Here is a 17,302-nt window from a genome sequence, read left to right on the forward strand (position 1 = left end):
CTGCAAATGTACGCGCTACCTATTCGTTTTCCAAATCGCGCACTTTATTTATTACTTGACGCACTTGTTCCTCCACGCTTCCACTGGTCTCTAAAAGTGGTATGGGGCTTTCCAAAATTTCCCGCTTATGCCAGGCATGAAAAAAAGCTCTATCTACGGGATCTGGGAACCCACGCAGCGGATCCGGCTCCCACGGCAGGTCATAATCAGGAAGTACATAGAGCGCATATGGGTGCTCGGCATAGGCCTGTGCGATAAAGGGGGCTACCGCCCCAAAGGCATGCTCCTCCCAAATTTTCATCGTCAGCATGCTCGTGTCACACCAGAGATAGCGCGGCTGTAGCGCACGTGCGGCAGCTTCAGCGGCCAGTTGCCCTTTAGCGATTTCCCAAAGCGTCTCCCGCGCGTAAGGTGGCCCCTGATCACCCAAATATTCCCGAGCGTACTCTGGCAGCCAGATGCCTCCAAGCTGCGCCTGCAGTTCTTTAGCGAGCGTACTCTTGCCCGAGGACTCAGGACCTACGATCGCAATACTAAGCATGGGGAAGGACTTTTGCCTGCTTGTCGCGCTGCACAGTCAGGTACCAGGACCGCAGTCCGATGACAGCCAACACGGTGAAAAATGCAAATTGAAAAGCCGTCAGTGGGAGACCTTTATACAGGTACAGCGGCACGGATACCAGGTCTGTAATGATCCAAAAAATCCAGTTTTCTACCTTCTTTTTTGCCATCAGCCACATGGCTACAAAGGCGGAGGAGGTGGTGAAGCTGTCCCAATAAGGCACATCCGAGTCTGTAAATTGCGATAAGAGGATATACAACAAACCATAGCTCCCTAAGAACAGACCCGCGCTGATCCAGCGCTCCTGCGGAAGCATCCAGCTGACGGGGCGCTCGGGTAAAGGACCTTTGGGCTGCGCCCAAAGCCACCAGCCATAAACCGACATCACCGTGTAATAGCCATTAATGCCCATGTCGGCGTATAGCTTGTACTCCCAGCAAATAAACAGGTAGATACAGGTACTGATGATGCCTGTGGGGAAGACGGCGATATGCTTGCGTATCGAAAAGAGTACGCTGACGATACCGAAAAAAACCGCCACCGCCTCTAAGGGGCTGAGGGTTTCCCAGCGCATATCCCCGAACCAGGCTTTCCAGTCAGGGCTCAGCATCAGGAATCCTTATCGCGATCCTCGATAAACTGCTTTTGGATGTCGTCCAGCGGCTCCTCTCCTTTCTCTTCATCCCGAGCCGTTTCAGGCTTAAAAAAGGTGTTTTGAAAGATCAAAATAATCCCCACGCCGACGAAAATGGCGGCATCGGCGATGTTAAAAATGGGCCAAAGCGCTGTGTAAGAACCTCCCCAGAAGGGGATCCACTCCGGCACCACGCCTTCCCAAATGTCGACGTAAAACATGTCGATGACCTGCCCATGAAACCAGGGAGTCGGTGCATTATAGGGCGCGTTTTCCAACCACACCCCATAGAAAACGCTGTCGATGAGATTTCCGATGGCTCCTCCTAAGATCAGGGCGATGCTGACTAGGTAGCCCCAGTGCTGCTTTTGGCGAATGAGATAAAAGAGATAATAGCCGATGCCGAGCATGGCAACAAGGCGGAAGCTGGTCAGGATCAGCTTGCCATACTCTGTTCCCAGCTGCATGCCGAAAGCCATGCCGGGATTCGTGGTATAGTGGAGCTTAAACCAGTCTCCCAGTACCTTAATCTGACCCGGCGTGCCAAAATCCATTTGATAGTGCACCCACAGCTTCACCGCCTGATCCAGCGCGATGATAAGCAGCGTGAGGCCAAAATATTTCCAATATTTCATTCCACCTTTTTTAAGCAGCAGCGCCTTCCGCTAAGAAAGTTCTACTGATGCAATTTATATTTTGTGCAAATTCACAAAAACTTGTAACTCTTCCAAATCCAGTAGAACCCCATCCTGCATCTCCTCCACCTGCTCGAGGTAGAGGGCCTGTGTTTCGGCTTGGACATAGGAGGCGAACCCACCGAGAGTGGCCGCTAAACTCGGATGCGTACTTGCCAGCTGCACGCTGATCTTATCCTGCACCTCCAGCCCCATATCTTTTCGGATGTTTTGGATCCGGTTTACCAGCTCACGTGCCAGCCCTTCTTGCTCTAATTCTGGAGTAAGCGTAACATCTAGTGCCACGGTCACGCCACGATCACTGGCCACCGACCAGCCCGGAATATCCTGCGAAGTAATTAGTACCTCTTCTAATGTGATCTCTACCGTTTGGCCTTCGGCCAAAAGCACCTGCACCTGACCGGCACGCTCTATCTCTGCGATCTCGGCAGCACCCCAGCCCTGAATAACAGCACCCACCTGCTTCAGCAGCGGCCCGAATTTTTTCCCGAGCAACTTAAAATTCGGTTTCACTTGCTTCACGAGGATTCCTGAGGTGTCATCGATATAGGCCACTTCCTTGATATTTACCTCGCTCTTGATCAGGTCTTCCACCTGCTCGATGCGTATTTTCACGGCAGGGTCCAGCACTGGAATTAATATCTTCTGAAGCGGTTGGCGCACTTTTAACTTGTCCCGCTTGCGCAGCCCATGCACTAGGGAAGAAATATCTTGCGCCAGCTGCATGCTCTGCTCCAGTTCTCCATCGATAAGAAGGCTATCCGCTGGCAGCCAGTCCGTCAGGTGGATAGAAGTCGGTAGTGTGGCGCCATCCACGCGCACGGCTGCGGTGAGCTGCTGATACAGCCAGTCCGAATAAAACGGCGCAAAGGAGGCCATCAGCTGGCTGAGCGTAAATAAATTTTCATACAAGGTCTCATACGCAGATTGCTTATCTACGGTAAGTTCTCCACGCCAGAACCTTTTGCGCGCAAGCCGCACGTACCAGTTCGACAGCTGGTCCACGGTAAAGTTCATGATGGCTCGGGTAGCCCGGGTAGCATCATATTGGTCCATGGCCTGCTCCACCTCTAGGATGAGCGACTGCAGCTTCGAGCTGATCCAGCGGTCCAGCTCTGGCCGCTGCGCCACAGGGATCACCTGCTCTTGCTTATAAACGAACTCATCCAGATTCGCGTATAAAGCAAAGAAATTATATGTATTTTGAAGCGTCCCGAAGAAGCGGCGCTGCACCTCTCCTACACCATCGGTATTGAATTTAAGGTTGTCCCAGGGATTTGCATTACTCAGCATGTACCAGCGGAGCGCATCTGGTCCGAAGGCCTTTAAGGTCTCGAAAGGGTTCACGGCATTTCCGAGACGCTTGGACATCTTATTCCCATTTTTATCTAGCACCAGACCATTCGCGATCACATTTTTAAAGGCCACTTGGTCGAAGAGCATAACGGCGATCGCATGGAGGGTAAAAAACCAGCCGCGGGTTTGGTCTACGCCTTCGGCAATGTAATCTGCGGGGTAGTTCGCCTCGAAAAGAGCTTCATTTTCAAAGGGGTAGTGCCACTGCGCATAAGGCATAGCGCCGGAATCGAACCAGACATCGATCAAGTCGGGTTCGCGGTACATGGCTTTGCCGGAGGCAGAAACCAGCACCACCTCGTCTACATAAGGACGGTGTAGGTCTACTGGCTTATCGGCGTATGGGGAAGCCTGCATAAAGCCCTTAGCGATGGCCTCTTCTATACCTGCTTCCAGTTCCGCGATAGAGCCGATGCAGCGCTCCTCTGTGCCATCCTCCGTGCGCCAGATCGGCAGAGGTGTCCCCCAGAAGCGGCTCCGGCTCAAGTTCCAATCTACTAAGTTTTCGAGCCAGTTGCCAAACCGTCCCGTCCCAGTAGCTTCCGGCTTCCAGTTGATTGTTTTATTCAACTCCACCAAGCGCTCCTTATACGCCGTCGTTTTGATAAACCAGCTTTCGAGCGGATAGTATAAAATCGGCTTATCCGTTCTCCAGCAGTGCGGATAGCTGTGCTCGTATTTTTCTACCTTAAAAGCTTTGTTTTCATTTTTCAGGATGATGGAGATCAAGACATCGGTGGATTTAAAATCCGGATGTGTTTCGTCCTCACCGGTATAATTTTTCACATAAAAATCGTCCTTTCCGAACGTTTTATGTGCCGTAATGCCATGTTCCTGTAGCTTATCCGCCAGGTAGGCACCCACTATAGGTAAAAATTTCCCTTGCTTGTCCACTACGGGTACATCGGCTCCTGTTTCATCTTGCACGAACACCCCTGGGATGCCCTGCTGCACGAGGGTGCGAAAGTCATCGGCGCCGAAGGCCTTCGCTAGATGTACGATTCCGGTACCATCTTCTGTGGTTACATAGTCGCCCGCTACGATGGTAAAGGCGGGTGCTGGCAGCTCTAAGCCCGGAATAGGCAGCAGCTGCTCATAGCTTTGGCCCAGCAGGGCCGCTCCTTTAAAGTGCTCCACCACCCGGTAGGGAATCACCTTATCTCCTGGTTTATAGGCATCTAAGTCACCCTCAACCCCTTTTGCCTGTAGGTAGCTGTGGATGCGCTTTTCGGCTAAAATCACAAACTGCCGCTCGAAGGTGTAGGGGTTAAAGGTCTCCACTTTCACATAGTCGAGCTGGCTGCCCACTGCCAGGGCAGAATTAGAAGGAAGCGTCCATGGGGTCGTGGTCCAGGCCAACACATAGGTATTTTCCGCTTCGCGCAATTTAAACTGCGCGGTAATGGAGGTGTCTTTCACTTCGCGGTAGCAGCCCGGCTGGTTCAGCTCATGGGAGCTCAGACCGGTGCCGGCAGCGGGAGAGTAGGGCTGAATCGTATACCCTTTATAGAGGAGTCCTTTGTCGTAAAGCCTGCGAAGCAGCTGCCAGAGCGACTCGATATACTTGGGCTCAAAGGTGATGTAAGGATCATCCAGATCCACCCAGTAGCCGATTTGTTCGGTTAGGGCATCCCACTCGTCCTTAAAGCGCATGACCGTTTCTCGGCAGCGGGCATTATAGTCCTCTACAGAAATTCTTTTACCGATGTCTTCTTTGGTGATGCCGAGTTCCTTTTCGACCTGGAGTTCCACAGGCAAGCCATGGGTATCCCATCCCCCCTTTCGTTTTACTTGGAAACCTTTAAGGGTTTTATAGCGACAAAAAATATCTTTCAGGGTGCGGGCCATGACATGGTGAATGCCCGGCGTGCCATTTGCGGAGGGTGGACCTTCGAAAAAGGTAAACGTTTCTGCTCCTTCACGCTGATCTACAGAGGCTTGGAAGGTACCGTTTTCTTTCCAAAATCGAAGGATATCCTCGGCGATCTGGGGATAATCCACCTGCTTAAATTCCTGATACTTTTTCACGTATAGCTCGTTAAGGAGGTCTTTCCGCTGACACCTAGCCCTACGGGCAAAAGAGACGGAATGGAACCTCATTTATTTTGATGCGCAAAGTTACAAGAAAATAGCGCTTTTCGGGCATTTTTCTGGCACTAAAACGGCTCTCGGCGGTAGATTCGCATGTATGGCCTAGCGGCCAAACTGTCTTAGATGGTGATCGCTATGCTTAAACAGGACGATGGACCATTCCCGCTTATTTAGTGGCCCGAAAAAGGGGTGTGGGGTACGGATGCTGGAGTCAGGCGCTGCCAGAAAGGCACGTAAGCGCCCCTCAAAGTGAGCTTGCGCATCGCTGAGCTCCAGGTCATCTACTTTGCCCTGCGTCAGCAGCGGCTGGGCCACCTTTACATGCTTCGGGAATCGGGGCTGGAGATATAAAAAATAGAGTTTTGCCGCGCGCTGTTTCCAGGTGGCTGACCGGAGTGGTTTATCCCAGGTCAGGACTTTGTCGGCTACTAAGGCGCAGTGAGCGCACATTTCTACTACGTTCATTTTACCCCAGAGGGGCTGATCCTGTGCCTGAAGCGATTGGATACGAGGGAAGAGGGACTCGATTCGGGACATGGTCTACATGGTCTAGTGGGCAAAAGGTGGCTTTAGAATCAACTTTCTTCGCTTAGGGCTTCGTTTCCTTGTGTCTGTTTTTCGTAGAGGGTGGCGTAGACCCCTTTCGCCTCCATCAGCTGCTCATGGCCGCCCTGCTCTACGATACGCCCCTCATCGAGCACGATAACACGATCGGCTAGTTTCGCGGAGGAAACCCTATGGGAGATGATGATAGAAGTTCGCGCTTTCATGATGCGCTTCAGCGCCTCTAAAATCGCATTTTCTGTTTTGGTATCTACAGCCGAGAGACAGTCGTCGAGTAGGAGAATGGCTGGCTCCTTAGCGATGGCGCGGGCGATGGACACCCGTTGTTTTTGGCCGCCGGAAAGGGTAATCCCACGTTCCCCAAGGCGCGTTTCGAAGCCTTTCGGAAACTGAATGATGTTTTCGTAGACATCTGCATCCCGGGCAGCCTGTTCGATCGCCTCCTGCGAAAGGGTATCTGCCCCGAAGGCGATGTTATTTGCGATGCTATCGCTAAACAGGAAAACATCCTGCGGCACAAAACCAATCTGGCGGCGCAGGCTATCGGGGGCATAGGCGCGAATGGGTCGGCCATCAATTTGAATTTCACCACCGCTGACATCATATAGGCGCATGAGCAAATTCGCGATAGTAGATTTACCGGACCCTGTGGTTCCGATGATGGCTAGGGACTGGCCGGGGGCTAAATGGAAGGAAACCTCTTTTAACGCTTGCACTCCAGAGTCGGGATAGACGAAGTCCACATCCGTGAAGCGCACCTCCCCTTTGATGTCTACATCGAGTGCCTCCTCGCTGATGATGTCATTTTTCTCATCGAGAAATTCATTGATACGTTCTTGGGAAGCCGCCGCACGCTGAATGATGCTCGTCACCCATCCGAGAGAGGTGACGGGCCAGGTCAGCATGTTGACATACAAAATAAATTCAGCGATTACCCCATAGCCGATGGTTCCTTCGATGACCTGAATGCCGCCCACGTAAACGGTGATGATGGTGCTAATGCCGATTAAAGCTAAAATGAGTGGGTAAAACAGTGCCTGTACGAGGGTAAGTCGGATGGATTTATCTTTATAATCTTCCGAAGCTTTACGGAAAGCAGCACCGCTATCTTCCTCTCGGACGAAAGCTTTCAGCACACGAATACCGGAGAAGGCTTCCTGCACGAAAGTACTTAGGCCAGACAGGCTACGCTGAATCTTCTCAGAACGCTCGTTAATCATGTTGTTAACGAAATAGATACTGATCGATAGGATCGGCAGGGGTAGCAGGGAGTAAAGTGTGAGGGGCACATTTACGGACAGCATGTAGCCGATCACCAGTGGGAAGAGCACGAGTAAGTTAATCCCGTACATGATGGCGGGGCCGAGGTACATGCGGACGCGGCTCACGTCTTCTGTGATGCGTGCCATGAGGTCACCTGTGGAGCTTCGGCGGTAGAAGCTCAGCGGGAGCGCCTGATAGTGGGCATAGATTTCGTTTTTCATGTCAAACTCGATGAGGCGAGACATGATGATGATGGTTTGGCGAATTAAAAACAGGAACAAGCCACGAAGTAGCGCCATTAAGAGGATAAGTCCCCCGAAAAAGAGGATATGCTGGAGGTAGACGGCTCGAACTTCCTCAGCATAAGCAAGATCTGAAAAAAGCTTATAGAACGTAAAGCTATCGACCACATAATCTATGGCCACACGAACCAGCTGAGCAGGGATTATAACAAATATATTTGAAATAACGGTAAATAGTATGCCGAGCAGCAGGTAGTGCTTATACTTGTAGAGGTATTTATTTAATCTTAAGAGGGGTTTCACGAAAGAAAAACTTTTAAATCACTTGATTAGTTTCAGATAACTCTTTTAATTGCAGTAGAAAAGCCGGTGATAAATACATAATTTTGTAGCGGGTTTTTCAGTGCAGATAATCCCAAATATAACACTTTAATAAGTACCAAGTTCACATGCTAGAGATTAATACCGTGGAAAACGTACAGCAGACTTCTGTTTATGGTCAAATAGAAGCGCTCGGACACGAGCAGTTAGTGATGTGCTATGATGCGCCTACTGGATTAAAGGCCATCATCGGCATCCATAATACTACTTTAGGCCCTGCTTTAGGGGGAACGCGTATGTGGCCGTACGCTTCTGAAGAAGAGGCGATTACGGACGTGCTCCGTTTATCTCGTGGCATGACCTTTAAGGCGGCCATTTCCGGCTTAAATTTAGGGGGTGGCAAGGCTGTCATCATCGGGAATCCAGCCCAGAAGAATGAGGCGTTTTTACGTCGATTTGGTCGCTTTGTAGAAAGCCTTAGTGGGCGTTACATTACGGCTGAAGATGTAAACATGAAGACGAGTGACATGGAATACATTGCCATGGAGACACGTCATGTGACCGGTCTTCCTGAGACGCGTGGTGGGGGTGGAGATCCCTCTCCAGTGACGGCCTATGGTACTTACTTGGGGATGAAGGCTGCCGCCAAAAAGGCATTTGGCAGTGACAGTCTGACCGATAAGCGCATCGTCGTACAGGGCATCGGGCAAGTAGGTAAATACCTGGTAGAGCACCTGGTGAAGGAGCGCGCTCAAATTTTCATCACGGATATCTTCGAAGACAAGCTCCGTGAAGTAGCCAAAACAAGTGGAGCCACGGTGATTCCTGCCGATGCCGTCTATGACATGGATATGGATATTTATGCCCCTTGTGCTTTAGGCGCTACGGTAAACGACGACACCATCGACCGCCTGAAGTGTGCTGTCATCGCAGGGGGTGCGAATAATCAGTTGAAGGATGAGCAGCGTCATGGACAGCTTTTATTAGACAAAGGCATCATCTATGCGCCTGACTTCCTGATTAATGCGGGCGGCCTTATCAATGTAGGTGCAGAGTACTTCGGTGGATATAATCGTGAAAATACCTATGCGCATGCGGAAAAAATTTACGATATTTGCAGCGCGATCTTAGATAAGTCGGCGAATGAGGGGATTCCTTCTCAGGAAGCGGCTATCGCGATGGCCATGGCACGGATCGAGGCGATCGGCCGGGTGAAATTAGCCTTTTAAGTCAACTCTTATAAACAATCAGACGAGTATGGGGCCTAGGCTCCTACTCGTTTCCTTTTGGGGCGGTAGCCCCACCCAACGTTCTTTAAAATCAGGCATGTTAAACAGGAGAATTCTACGCATAAAAGCGTTCCAAAACCTTTACGCTTATGAGCAGTGTAAGGGAGCTAATCTAGAAATTGCAAAAGATCAGATACGTACGGCCTTTTTGCCCGATCTGAACAGCATGGAGTTTCAGGATAAAAAGCAGCTCAAAGAAGATGCACAAACGTGTATAGCGGTTTTTACGAAGCATTTATCCAGTAAGCATTTGATTAGCCAATCCGAGCTTTCGACGAAGATTAAGTCAGAAGCGATAAAGGCGATTCATGCCTTTCATGAGCTGAATAAGAAAGATCTAGATTTTTTATCGAATAACATGGTGATTGCGGCTGAAAAGATCCCACAGCTGTACCTATTCGCCATTGAGTTAGTAGTTGCCTTCGGCAAACATGTAGCAGGAGAAGAGCAGCGGAAGCAAAAGCGCCAAACAGGCATCCGAGAAGTACATCCCGGTGCATTGAACTTGAGCCGTAACCGAATATTAAGCCGCATTCAACGAGATGTCCACTATCGCGCGGCGCTTACGCGTCTGGATGTGGATTTAGAAGAAATTTCTCTTGACATTAAGGACTGGTTCAGGACCTATGTCAAACCGGATGAGGCATACCAAACCTATGTCAGCTTGGAAGAGACCACTGAAGAGAAGGATGCTGCTATTTTAGAGCATCTTATAAAGAAAATTATTTTTAAGGCAGAACCCATCGTCGAGTTTTTAAGTAGTAAGGACTTGCACTGGTCGGAAAATAAGGCGGTCATTCGAAGTTTGGCATCAAAAGTGATTAAAAATGCTTCTGAGGGTGAGTTGGCGCAGGGCGACTTACTTCCTGAAATCGCGATGAACTGGGAAGAGGACAAGGAATTTTTCCAAAATATCGTTAACTTCACCATCGCAAATGAAGAGCATCACAGGGATTTGATCGCCAAAAAGACAGAAAACTGGGACATCGAACGCGTCGCGCTTACGGATAAAATTATTCTGTCGATGGCCTTAACGGAAATGAAACAGTTTCCAAGTATCCCGACGAAGGTGAGTATTAATGAGTACATTGATATTTCGAAGCATTACAGCACGCCGAAGAGTAAGCAATTCGTAAACGGTCTGCTCGATGTTCTTTCAAAAGAATTAACTGAAGCCGGAGAAATACGTAAAAGCGGTAGAGGTTTACTAGACAATAGATAATTATGAGCAAAAACAGCACATCTTGGTTAGCATTTATAGCAGGTGCCGGTGTAGGCGCTGCCTTAGGAATTCTTTTTGCGCCTGATAGCGGAAAGAATACGCGTGGAAAGCTTTCCTATCAGCTTTCCAAATACAAAGAAGAATTAGAGGAGCTGATCGAAGATTTAAAGGAAGGCAAGAATCTTCCAGCGAATGAGGCGAAATCGGAAGGTGACCGCGTGATAACGGAAGCAAAATCAAAAGCGGAAAATCTACTAAACGACGTCAACAAGCTCATCGATCAAATTAACACAGATAAAAATTAAACAGCATGAAGTACATCGTGAAAACCGGGCTCGCTCTAGCGCTGGCCGGAATCGCCTTTGTCGCCTGCGACAGTAAAGGCAGTGATAACGATCAAGCCAATAAAATAGCCGAGTTAGAGCAGAAGTTGGCACGCTTAGAGGCCAATCAACCGCAAGCTGCCGTTCCTTCGAATGTGCAGCAGGTGCAGCAGGTGGATCCCTCTAGTTTGGGGGCCTTCCAGTTTTCTGAAATTGAGCATGATTTCGGAACGATCAACGAAGGCCAAGTAGTCGAGCACACCTTTAAATTCGTGAACACGGGAGAGTCTCCTTTGGTCATTAACAATATTACGGCCTCCTGCGGATGTACGACACCTGAGTATACCCGTGCACCGATCAAGCCAGGGGACGAAGGTTTCGTGACGGTAAAATTTAACTCTACAGCGAAGCCTGGTGCTCAAGCGCCCACCGTAAGTATCCAAGCGAACACAAATCCATCTATCACTCGGCTCCGACTTAAAGGCAATGTCACTCCAAGGGGAGGCGCTGCTACGAATCAGTTCGGGCCTATCAAACGTTAATCGGTAAAGATGTTAAATTTTCTTCTTTTACAGGCAGATACCAGTGCTATCATGGGCCAGGTATTTCTATTTGGGGCGATTATTCTGATCATGTATTTCTTCATGATCCGTCCGCAACAACAAAAACAAAAAGAAACGAAAAAATTTCTAGAGGAAGTTAAGAAAGGCGATGCTGTCGTCACGATCGGTGGCTTGCATGGCAAAGTGTACAGTGTAGATCAAGATACGCTGACGATAGAATTAGATCGTGGGCTTAAGGTAACGATCGAAAAGACTGCTGTTTCTTTAGATTATACCAAAAGAACTACGGGTAAATAATTCGGGTTTTGAGCAAGATAAAAAAGGTTCTCCGACAGGTCACACCTAAAAATGTGGCCAACACAAAAGTGGCAGCGCTATGTTTACTAGCAGCTGCCACTTTTTGGGTTTTAAATGCTTTAAATAAAGACAATTACACTACGGTGGTGGACTATCCTATTTTGTTTTTATACAATCAAGAAGAGTTCATGCCAGTAAAAAAGCTTCCCTCCTCGATAAAGATAGAGGTAAATGGAAACGGCTGGGATTTATTTCGCAAGTATTTTCAAGTCAATCAAACGCCTTTTATTATCGAGCTCTCAGACCCTTCATCTCGGAATTTTATCTTGACGAATGAAATTCGTAGGACGCTATCCGAAAGCATCTCACCGACGAGTCTGGTATCTACAGTACAAGATTCGATTCACTTTCAGATCGACCGCATCACGAAGGCCCGTGTAAAGATTGAGCTTGACCAAGGAGAGAATCTGCTTGCGAAAAACTTTCGTCTGGATGGACAAATTAGTATAAGCCCGGAGACGATCGAGGTGCGCGGCCCTACCTCTATTTTAGAGCAACTGAACGGGAAGCTCCTAATCCGTATTAGTGAAGATAAGATCGCTCAGGATTATAATCGTATCATGCCTTTACTTATTCCTGAGCCTTATCGTGAATTTCTTACCCTCTTAGATGAATCGGTGCAGATTCGTTTTCAGGTGTACGAAATGCTGGAGGGTACCAAGCGCCTGAATCTAGAGTTAGCAAACTTCCCGAACGATGCCTTTTTAGTGCAGGAGCCCCGCTATGTGATGCTAAGCTATAAAGTAGATGAGAGACGCTTAGAGGATTTAAATAATACTCCCTTAGAGGCGGTCGTCAACTATAATACACGTGACCGTTCGGACAGCACGGTACTAGTGGAGCTGAATCCAAGGATAAACTTTTTAGAAGATGTCCAACTGGAGCCTGCGCAGCTCCGCATCCGCTACAAAAATGAGTAGGCGCGCGCTGTTAGTAGGGATCACGGGAGGTATCGGTGCGGGTAAGTCCATCGTGGCTAAAGTTTTTACGCTCTTAGGGGTACCTTTTTACGCTGCGGACGCACGAGCCAAGGAGCTGATGCAGACCGATGCAGAGCTCCGGGAACGCATCCAAGAGGCCTTTGGCCGGGAGGCCTATACGGCATCAGGAGAGGTAAATCGAACGTACTTAGCCCGCAAGGTTTTTCATGATGAAGCAGAAATCAAGCGCCTAAACGCCCTGGTTCACCCGGCTGTAGCCAAGGATTTCGCCACCTGGAGTGCAAGCCATGCAGGGCATCCTTATGTTCTTAAGGAGGCAGCATTGCTAGTAGAATCTGGATCCTATAAAGAATTAGACAGCCTGATCCTCGTGAAGTCGCCTTTAGTCGTGCGCATAAATCGTATTCTGGCCCGTGACCCACAGCGGGATATGAAACAGATAAACGCCATCATCGACCGTCAGCTTCCTGATGAAGAGAAAGCGCGTTTCGCCGATTTTACGATTAAAAACACGGATCAGAAAGCCTTACTCCCGCAAGTTTTAGCGGTGGACGCACAGCTTCGTAAAAAAGCCGCTGAAAATTCTAATCTTTGAGTTGAATTTGGTCAAGATAAAAATTCATACGAGAGTGATTTTCATTTAAGAAATCGATCTTGTCGATTTTATCGGCCTTATGGTTATAGAAAACCTCGATGTACTGCTGGTCCAGCAGGTAGAGATTCACCTTATGCGTGTAGTAGCGGATGCCCACAATAAAGGTGCCTTCTGCGTAGAGAAGTTTAATTTTTTGATGGATGCTTAAGGCATTAAATTCCGCTCTGCTCATGTTCTTCTAGGTCCGCTAATGCTTTTTCGGACGCAATATACCCAAAAGCCGCCCAATATCCAGTGGACAGCACCCGTTTAAAAACGTTTCTAGCCGCTTCAGGTTGCCCCCTGCGCATATAAAACCGTCCTAGCCCATACCCTTGGGTTACAAAACCCAATCGAGCCTCTTGGGTATCAGGATTTTGCTCCAGATCAAGCAGCTCTTCTGGCTGCAAGTGGCCACTGTACAACTTCAGTCGCTGGAAATAGGCGTCATTCTCGATGATTTCGGCATTTTCTAGATCGAATGAAGCGAGTAAGGCTTCTGCTTCTTCTGCCAAGCCAAGGCGATGCAGGGTCATGTAATACCAGTCAAGGGTGGCCACGACAGAGTCATCATTTTCGCAGACTTCCAGGCAGCGTTGGTACGCCTGCCGCGCGCTTTCGAAGTCGCCTGCCAAATAATGCGCTAGACCGAGGTGGTACCACACGTTAAATTGCAATGTCGAAAGCGGTATATTTTGCGCATTGGGCAGACCATCTTCCTCCACTTTTAGGGGCATTCCTTCCATGTACTGAGCCGCCAGCGAAAAGTCCCTAATGGCAGCCTCTAGCTCTCTCAGGCTGATGTAGCGATGCCCACGGTGCCGCAAAACTTCTGGATTTCGGGGTGCCTTATCTAAAAGAGCAGAATAGGCATCTATCGCTTCTCGGTGCAAGCCCAAGTAGGCCAGCCGGCGCCCTACCCAGATCCCCTCTTCGACTTCTTGTGTGCGTTCGAAGGCCCTCAGCGCTTCCTGGAGCCGCTCGGTTTCGGCAGCCTGCCGCTCTGAAGAGAAGTCAGTAAAAAGCGTATCTCCTAAAAAGCCGATGCCCTGCATGTAGTTGCCATCAGCAGGCAGTATGAAAGGGGAGTTATCCTGCTTTTCAGAGGGAGAGGTGCAGCCGACAACAAAGAGCATGGCGAAGGCCAAAAAGAGGGGCATAGAGCTGGTTTTCATGTGCTTACTGGGTTTTAGGAAAGGAAAATACAGCTATTTGTAAGGATTTCCCAGCCTACGGATCATTTTTCCATCAGCGGTTTCCCCCAGGACTTTCCGTTCACCTAGTAAAAACAAGAAAATTCCTGTAAATTCGAGTAATAAAGCGCGAAAAAGCATGAGAAGAAGTTTTCTTACCCCTCTTTTTTTAGGTGTTTGTTGGCTAATTCTGGGCAGCTCCTGTGCCAGTGTCAAGCGGGTGCGGGAAGCCCAGGTGGACCAGGTTTTGCGCACGGCGCAAAGTTACCGCGGCACGCCCTACCGGTATGGAGGCACGGGCCGTGAGGGCATGGACTGCTCAGCATTAGTCTTTAACAGTTTTTCGAGTGTACAGCTCCTGCTGCCGCGTACCTCTGCTGAGCAAAGCTTGATTGGAAAGAAGGTGGGTAAGCGGAAGCTTCAAGAGGGAGATGTTTTGTTTTTTTCTACGGGCAAAAACCGCCGGGAGATTAACCATGCCGGCATCGTAACACGTCGAGAGGGGAAGGATATCGTTTTCATTCATGCCTCCACGAGTCAGGGGGTCATCGAAGACTCTCTAGACAAAAGCTACTGGCGGAAGACGTATCGACACGGGAGGCGGGTGTTTTAATGGTATAAAATTCAGTTTGCTTGGGTAGCTAGCTGCACATTATAGAGATGAGACAAAAATTAAGAGCTGCTTTTCTTCATAAGTTTGGTACGCAGCCCATCCTCGTACGTGCCCCCGGGAGAATAAACTTGATCGGCGATCATACGGATTATCATCAGGGCCTCGTCTTACCGGCAGCTATAAATGCCTACATGTACGTGGGGATTCAAAAAAATACATGTTATCAAAACAGACTGTATGCCGCAGACCTAAAAGCCTACCTAGAGCTAGATCTGCAGTCGCTGACAGCAATGGAAAAGCTCCCAAGTTGGGCTAGATATATCGTCGGCATGTTAGACTGGATGAAACAACAGGAACCTGATTTTCCAACGATCGATTTACTCATCAGCAGCACGCTCCCTATAGGAGGGGGACTCTCTTCCTCAGCCGCCCTTTGTAATGCTCTGGGCTTAGCGTTTATGGCGCTCATCGACAAAAAACCAGACCCGAAAGACATCATCTTCGCAGCGCAAAAAACAGAACATGTTTTTGCGGGTGTTCAATGTGGAATAATGGATCAATATGCATCCATGTTTGGTAAAAGCCAACAGGCACTTTTACTCGACTGCCGAACCATTCAGCATCAATGGGTTCCTTGTCAGCTAGAGAATTATCAGTTCGTTCTCTTCGATACAGGAGTAAAGCATAATCTAGCTGAATCTGCCTATAATATGAGACAGCAGGAGTGTAGCATCGGGTTAAAAATGATTCAAAAGAGTATACCCGGTATCGACGCCTTGAGTGCTGTAAGCATCAGGGAGTTTTTACCCTTTAAAAATCACTGTGATCCTCTCATCTTTGATCGCTGCATGTTTGTGTTAGAAGAAAACGATAGGGTCTTAAAAAGTTATGCCTGCTTACAGACAGGTGATGCTATAAGTTTCGGGAACCTTATGTACGCTTCTCATGCAGGACTATCGAAGAAATATGGAGTAAGCTGCTCTGAATTAGATTTTTTGGTTGCCCTAACCGAAGATTATGCTCCCGTTCTAGGAGCCCGGATGATGGGGGGTGGCTTCGGTGGAAATACACTGAACTTAATTCATAAATCCGAAAAAGATACAGTTATTCAAGCATGCAAAGAAGCTTATAAGCAGCAGTTTTCACGCCCCCTTGAAACCTACGAGGTGAGCTTGGTAGATGGAGCCAGCACGGATCCATTTAATTTCCAGTGAGCGAAGGGATTCATTCAGTCAAATACAAGAAGGCTATACTAGCCAACAAAAAACCCAGAAGCTAAGCTACTACTTGCTTCTGGGTTTGTGAAATTACCAGCTCTTTGCCGTCAGGCAAAACCTTATAAAATTTCCATCAGGTAGCCTAATCTATCTACTCGGCTGCCTGTACGAGAGCATACTCAAAGGAAGGACGGCCGCGCTCCCCATCTCGAGTGAGGGATACCCAGCGCAACTTATAATGATTTCCCTGCGCATCTTTTACGATGAAATACCGATCATCAAGCATAGTAGGAGCCTGATTAGGACCTCCACCACCACGCCAGTTAGCTCCCATAGCTAAGCGGTTATCAGTTGTTAAGCTTAAGCCCGTCAGGTCAGAGGCTGCAAAATCTTCGTAGGGAATAGCCTCCTCCATGACCATCGCTATCCCTACCTCACTCTGGATGTTATGGAGCACCAGGTCCTGAAAGAAATAGGCGATGATGCCATTTTCTCCCGCAGGAAACCTGATCTCATTTGTGCCCGCAGTCCAAACAAAATCCCACTTTTTACGTGCTGGCTCCACTTCCACCACTGCATCAGTGGTAAATGAGAAGTAGTTCATGTGCGTGTCTGATCCCTTCGCGATAACCGCGCTGCGCTCGGCTCCCCCCATTTCTTTATATGTTAGCCTATATGCATTCGACTCACGATCTACACGCAGTAACACCCAGGGACGCTCGGCAGCACCACTTTCTCCACGGCTGTAGATGTATACCTGGTTTTCCAAACTATTCGCCGAAACTGGCTGTATCGCCGTTCCATTCCTCCATGGATTATTGGGATCATCCACATAACGTCGACTTACCATATTGTTAAAGTCTAACACCAACTTGCCTTCTGTGCGCAGCATTTCCATCGTTTCAGCTTCCACTTCTTCGAAGGTTTGCTTGCCCGTAGGATACGCCATAGCTCCAGTAGTACCATTTATCAGCACCTCGAAACCGCTCCCATTCGTGAAGCTTAAGTCCCAACTTTCACGCGGCACAGCTACCTGCTCCTCTTCACTTAAATTCACGAAAACCATGTTCGGGAAGCTAGCGCCTCCACCATTAATTTCGATAAAACCTTCTTCCGCGGTAGGCTCCACCGCCACCACTGGATTGTTTTCCTCGCTACAAGACACACTGAGTACTCCTGCCACCATGGCAGAAAGTACGTACGGTAAATACTTCATACGATA

General features: G+C 48.8%; 18 protein-coding genes. 9 read left to right on the forward strand and 9 right to left on the reverse strand.

Annotated elements, in window-relative coordinates:
* Nucleotides 1-19: 19 nt before the first annotated feature.
* The 6 genes from ACXIT9_RS04770 to ACXIT9_RS04795 all read right to left on the reverse strand — a co-directional run bounded on the left by ACXIT9_RS04770 (nt 20) and on the right by ACXIT9_RS04795 (nt 7,710).
* Nucleotides 20-541, reverse strand: a complete 522-nt coding sequence (locus ACXIT9_RS04770; RefSeq protein WP_458055089.1) for an AAA family ATPase — start codon at nt 539-541, stop codon at nt 20-22.
* The gene (gene pnuC / locus ACXIT9_RS04775) at nt 534-1,172 is read right to left on the reverse strand and encodes a nicotinamide riboside transporter PnuC (protein WP_458055090.1); all 639 of its coding nucleotides are present in this window, start codon (nt 1,170-1,172) and stop codon (nt 534-536) included. Before pnuC ends, ACXIT9_RS04770 begins: the two co-directional genes overlap by 8 nt.
* Nucleotides 1,172-1,831 (reverse strand): lipoprotein signal peptidase, encoded by a 660-nt coding sequence (locus ACXIT9_RS04780; RefSeq protein WP_458055091.1) that lies wholly within the window; start codon nt 1,829-1,831, stop codon nt 1,172-1,174. Before ACXIT9_RS04780 ends, pnuC begins: the two co-directional genes overlap by 1 nt.
* Nucleotides 1,832-1,885: 54 nt before the next feature.
* A complete protein-coding gene (gene ileS / locus ACXIT9_RS04785; RefSeq protein WP_458055092.1) occupies nt 1,886-5,275 on the reverse strand; it encodes an isoleucine--tRNA ligase in 3,390 nt (1,129 codons plus the stop codon).
* Between the two features lie 165 nt (nt 5,276-5,440).
* Nucleotides 5,441-5,875: a DUF1569 domain-containing protein gene (locus tag ACXIT9_RS04790; protein WP_458055093.1), complete on the reverse strand. Its 435-nt coding sequence runs from the start codon at nt 5,873-5,875 to the stop codon at nt 5,441-5,443.
* A gap of 38 nt (nt 5,876-5,913) precedes the next feature.
* The gene (locus ACXIT9_RS04795) at nt 5,914-7,710 is read right to left on the reverse strand and encodes an ABC transporter ATP-binding protein (RefSeq protein WP_458055094.1); all 1,797 of its coding nucleotides are present in this window, start codon (nt 7,708-7,710) and stop codon (nt 5,914-5,916) included.
* Nucleotides 7,711-7,856: 146 nt separating this feature from the next.
* Here ACXIT9_RS04795 and ACXIT9_RS04800 point away from each other — a divergent pair, with 146 nt between their 5' ends.
* From ACXIT9_RS04800 to coaE, 7 genes are all read left to right on the forward strand, one after another.
* Entirely contained in the window at nt 7,857-8,957 is a 1,101-nt protein-coding gene (locus ACXIT9_RS04800) for a Glu/Leu/Phe/Val dehydrogenase dimerization domain-containing protein (protein WP_458055095.1), read from the forward strand.
* A gap of 97 nt (nt 8,958-9,054) precedes the next feature.
* Complete coding sequence (gene nusB, locus ACXIT9_RS04805) at nt 9,055-10,239, forward strand: transcription antitermination factor NusB (protein ID WP_458055096.1); 1,185 nt, start codon at nt 9,055-9,057, stop codon at nt 10,237-10,239.
* Between the two features lie 2 nt (nt 10,240-10,241).
* Nucleotides 10,242-10,544 carry a YtxH domain-containing protein gene (locus tag ACXIT9_RS04810; protein ID WP_009053336.1) on the forward strand — a complete coding sequence of 101 codons (303 nt, stop codon included), beginning with the start codon at nt 10,242-10,244 and terminating at the stop codon, nt 10,542-10,544.
* 5 nt (nt 10,545-10,549) lie between these two features.
* Entirely contained in the window at nt 10,550-11,104 is a 555-nt protein-coding gene (locus ACXIT9_RS04815) for a DUF1573 domain-containing protein (RefSeq protein ID WP_458055097.1), read from the forward strand.
* 9 nt (nt 11,105-11,113) lie between these two features.
* Entirely contained in the window at nt 11,114-11,422 is a 309-nt protein-coding gene (gene yajC / locus ACXIT9_RS04820; protein ID WP_458055098.1) for a preprotein translocase subunit YajC, read from the forward strand.
* 8 nt (nt 11,423-11,430) lie between these two features.
* Entirely contained in the window at nt 11,431-12,402 is a 972-nt protein-coding gene (locus ACXIT9_RS04825; RefSeq protein ID WP_458055099.1) for a YbbR-like domain-containing protein, read from the forward strand.
* The gene (gene coaE, locus ACXIT9_RS04830; RefSeq protein WP_458055100.1) at nt 12,353-13,018 is read left to right on the forward strand and encodes a dephospho-CoA kinase; all 666 of its coding nucleotides are present in this window, start codon (nt 12,353-12,355) and stop codon (nt 13,016-13,018) included. Before ACXIT9_RS04825 ends, coaE begins: the two co-directional genes overlap by 50 nt.
* Here coaE and ACXIT9_RS04835 read toward each other — a convergent pair.
* Both ACXIT9_RS04835 and ACXIT9_RS04840 read right to left on the reverse strand, forming a co-directional pair.
* Nucleotides 13,008-13,250 (reverse strand): hypothetical protein, encoded by a 243-nt coding sequence (locus ACXIT9_RS04835; protein WP_009053331.1) that lies wholly within the window; start codon nt 13,248-13,250, stop codon nt 13,008-13,010. The two genes, coaE and ACXIT9_RS04835, sit on opposite strands and share 11 nt — an antisense overlap.
* Entirely contained in the window at nt 13,231-14,232 is a 1,002-nt protein-coding gene (locus ACXIT9_RS04840; protein WP_458055101.1) for a tetratricopeptide repeat protein, read from the reverse strand. Before ACXIT9_RS04840 ends, ACXIT9_RS04835 begins: the two co-directional genes overlap by 20 nt.
* Nucleotides 14,233-14,389: 157 nt before the next feature.
* Between ACXIT9_RS04840 and ACXIT9_RS04845 the strand changes: the two genes are divergently transcribed.
* Both ACXIT9_RS04845 and galK read left to right on the forward strand, forming a co-directional pair.
* Complete coding sequence (locus tag ACXIT9_RS04845; protein WP_458055102.1) at nt 14,390-14,863, forward strand: C40 family peptidase; 474 nt, start codon at nt 14,390-14,392, stop codon at nt 14,861-14,863.
* Between the two features lie 47 nt (nt 14,864-14,910).
* Entirely contained in the window at nt 14,911-16,077 is a 1,167-nt protein-coding gene (gene galK, locus ACXIT9_RS04850) for a galactokinase (protein WP_458055103.1), read from the forward strand.
* Nucleotides 16,078-16,231: 154 nt separating this feature from the next.
* Here galK and ACXIT9_RS04855 read toward each other — a convergent pair whose 3' ends face one another.
* Entirely contained in the window at nt 16,232-17,296 is a 1,065-nt protein-coding gene (locus ACXIT9_RS04855; RefSeq protein ID WP_458055104.1) for an HmuY family protein, read from the reverse strand.
* Nucleotides 17,297-17,302: the final 6 nt, after the last annotated feature.

Source organism: Nitritalea sp. (genome assembly GCF_054166705.1).

Excerpts from the sequence above, each read along its gene's own strand:
- ACXIT9_RS04770 (WP_458055089.1), bottom strand. The coding sequence starts at position 541 with ATGCTTAGTATTGCGATCGTAGGTCCTGAGTCCTCGGGCAAGAGTACG.
- pnuC (WP_458055090.1), bottom strand. The coding sequence starts at position 1,172 with ATGCTGAGCCCTGACTGGAAAGCCTGGTTCGGGGATATGCGCTGGGAA.
- ACXIT9_RS04780 (WP_458055091.1), bottom strand. The coding sequence starts at position 1,831 with ATGAAATATTGGAAATATTTTGGCCTCACGCTGCTTATCATCGCGCTG.
- ACXIT9_RS04790 (WP_458055093.1), bottom strand. The coding sequence starts at position 5,875 with ATGTCCCGAATCGAGTCCCTCTTCCCTCGTATCCAATCGCTTCAGGCA.
- ACXIT9_RS04800 (WP_458055095.1), top strand. The coding sequence starts at position 7,857 with ATGCTAGAGATTAATACCGTGGAAAACGTACAGCAGACTTCTGTTTAT.
- nusB (WP_458055096.1), top strand. The coding sequence starts at position 9,055 with ATGTTAAACAGGAGAATTCTACGCATAAAAGCGTTCCAAAACCTTTAC.
- ACXIT9_RS04810 (WP_009053336.1), top strand. The coding sequence starts at position 10,242 with ATGAGCAAAAACAGCACATCTTGGTTAGCATTTATAGCAGGTGCCGGT.
- ACXIT9_RS04815 (WP_458055097.1), top strand. The coding sequence starts at position 10,550 with ATGAAGTACATCGTGAAAACCGGGCTCGCTCTAGCGCTGGCCGGAATC.
- yajC (WP_458055098.1), top strand. The coding sequence starts at position 11,114 with ATGTTAAATTTTCTTCTTTTACAGGCAGATACCAGTGCTATCATGGGC.
- coaE (WP_458055100.1), top strand. The coding sequence starts at position 12,353 with ATGTCCAACTGGAGCCTGCGCAGCTCCGCATCCGCTACAAAAATGAGT.
- ACXIT9_RS04835 (WP_009053331.1), bottom strand. The coding sequence starts at position 13,250 with ATGAGCAGAGCGGAATTTAATGCCTTAAGCATCCATCAAAAAATTAAA.
- ACXIT9_RS04840 (WP_458055101.1), bottom strand. The coding sequence starts at position 14,232 with ATGAAAACCAGCTCTATGCCCCTCTTTTTGGCCTTCGCCATGCTCTTT.
- ACXIT9_RS04845 (WP_458055102.1), top strand. The coding sequence starts at position 14,390 with ATGAGAAGAAGTTTTCTTACCCCTCTTTTTTTAGGTGTTTGTTGGCTA.
- galK (WP_458055103.1), top strand. The coding sequence starts at position 14,911 with ATGAGACAAAAATTAAGAGCTGCTTTTCTTCATAAGTTTGGTACGCAG.
- ACXIT9_RS04855 (WP_458055104.1), bottom strand. The coding sequence starts at position 17,296 with ATGAAGTATTTACCGTACGTACTTTCTGCCATGGTGGCAGGAGTACTC.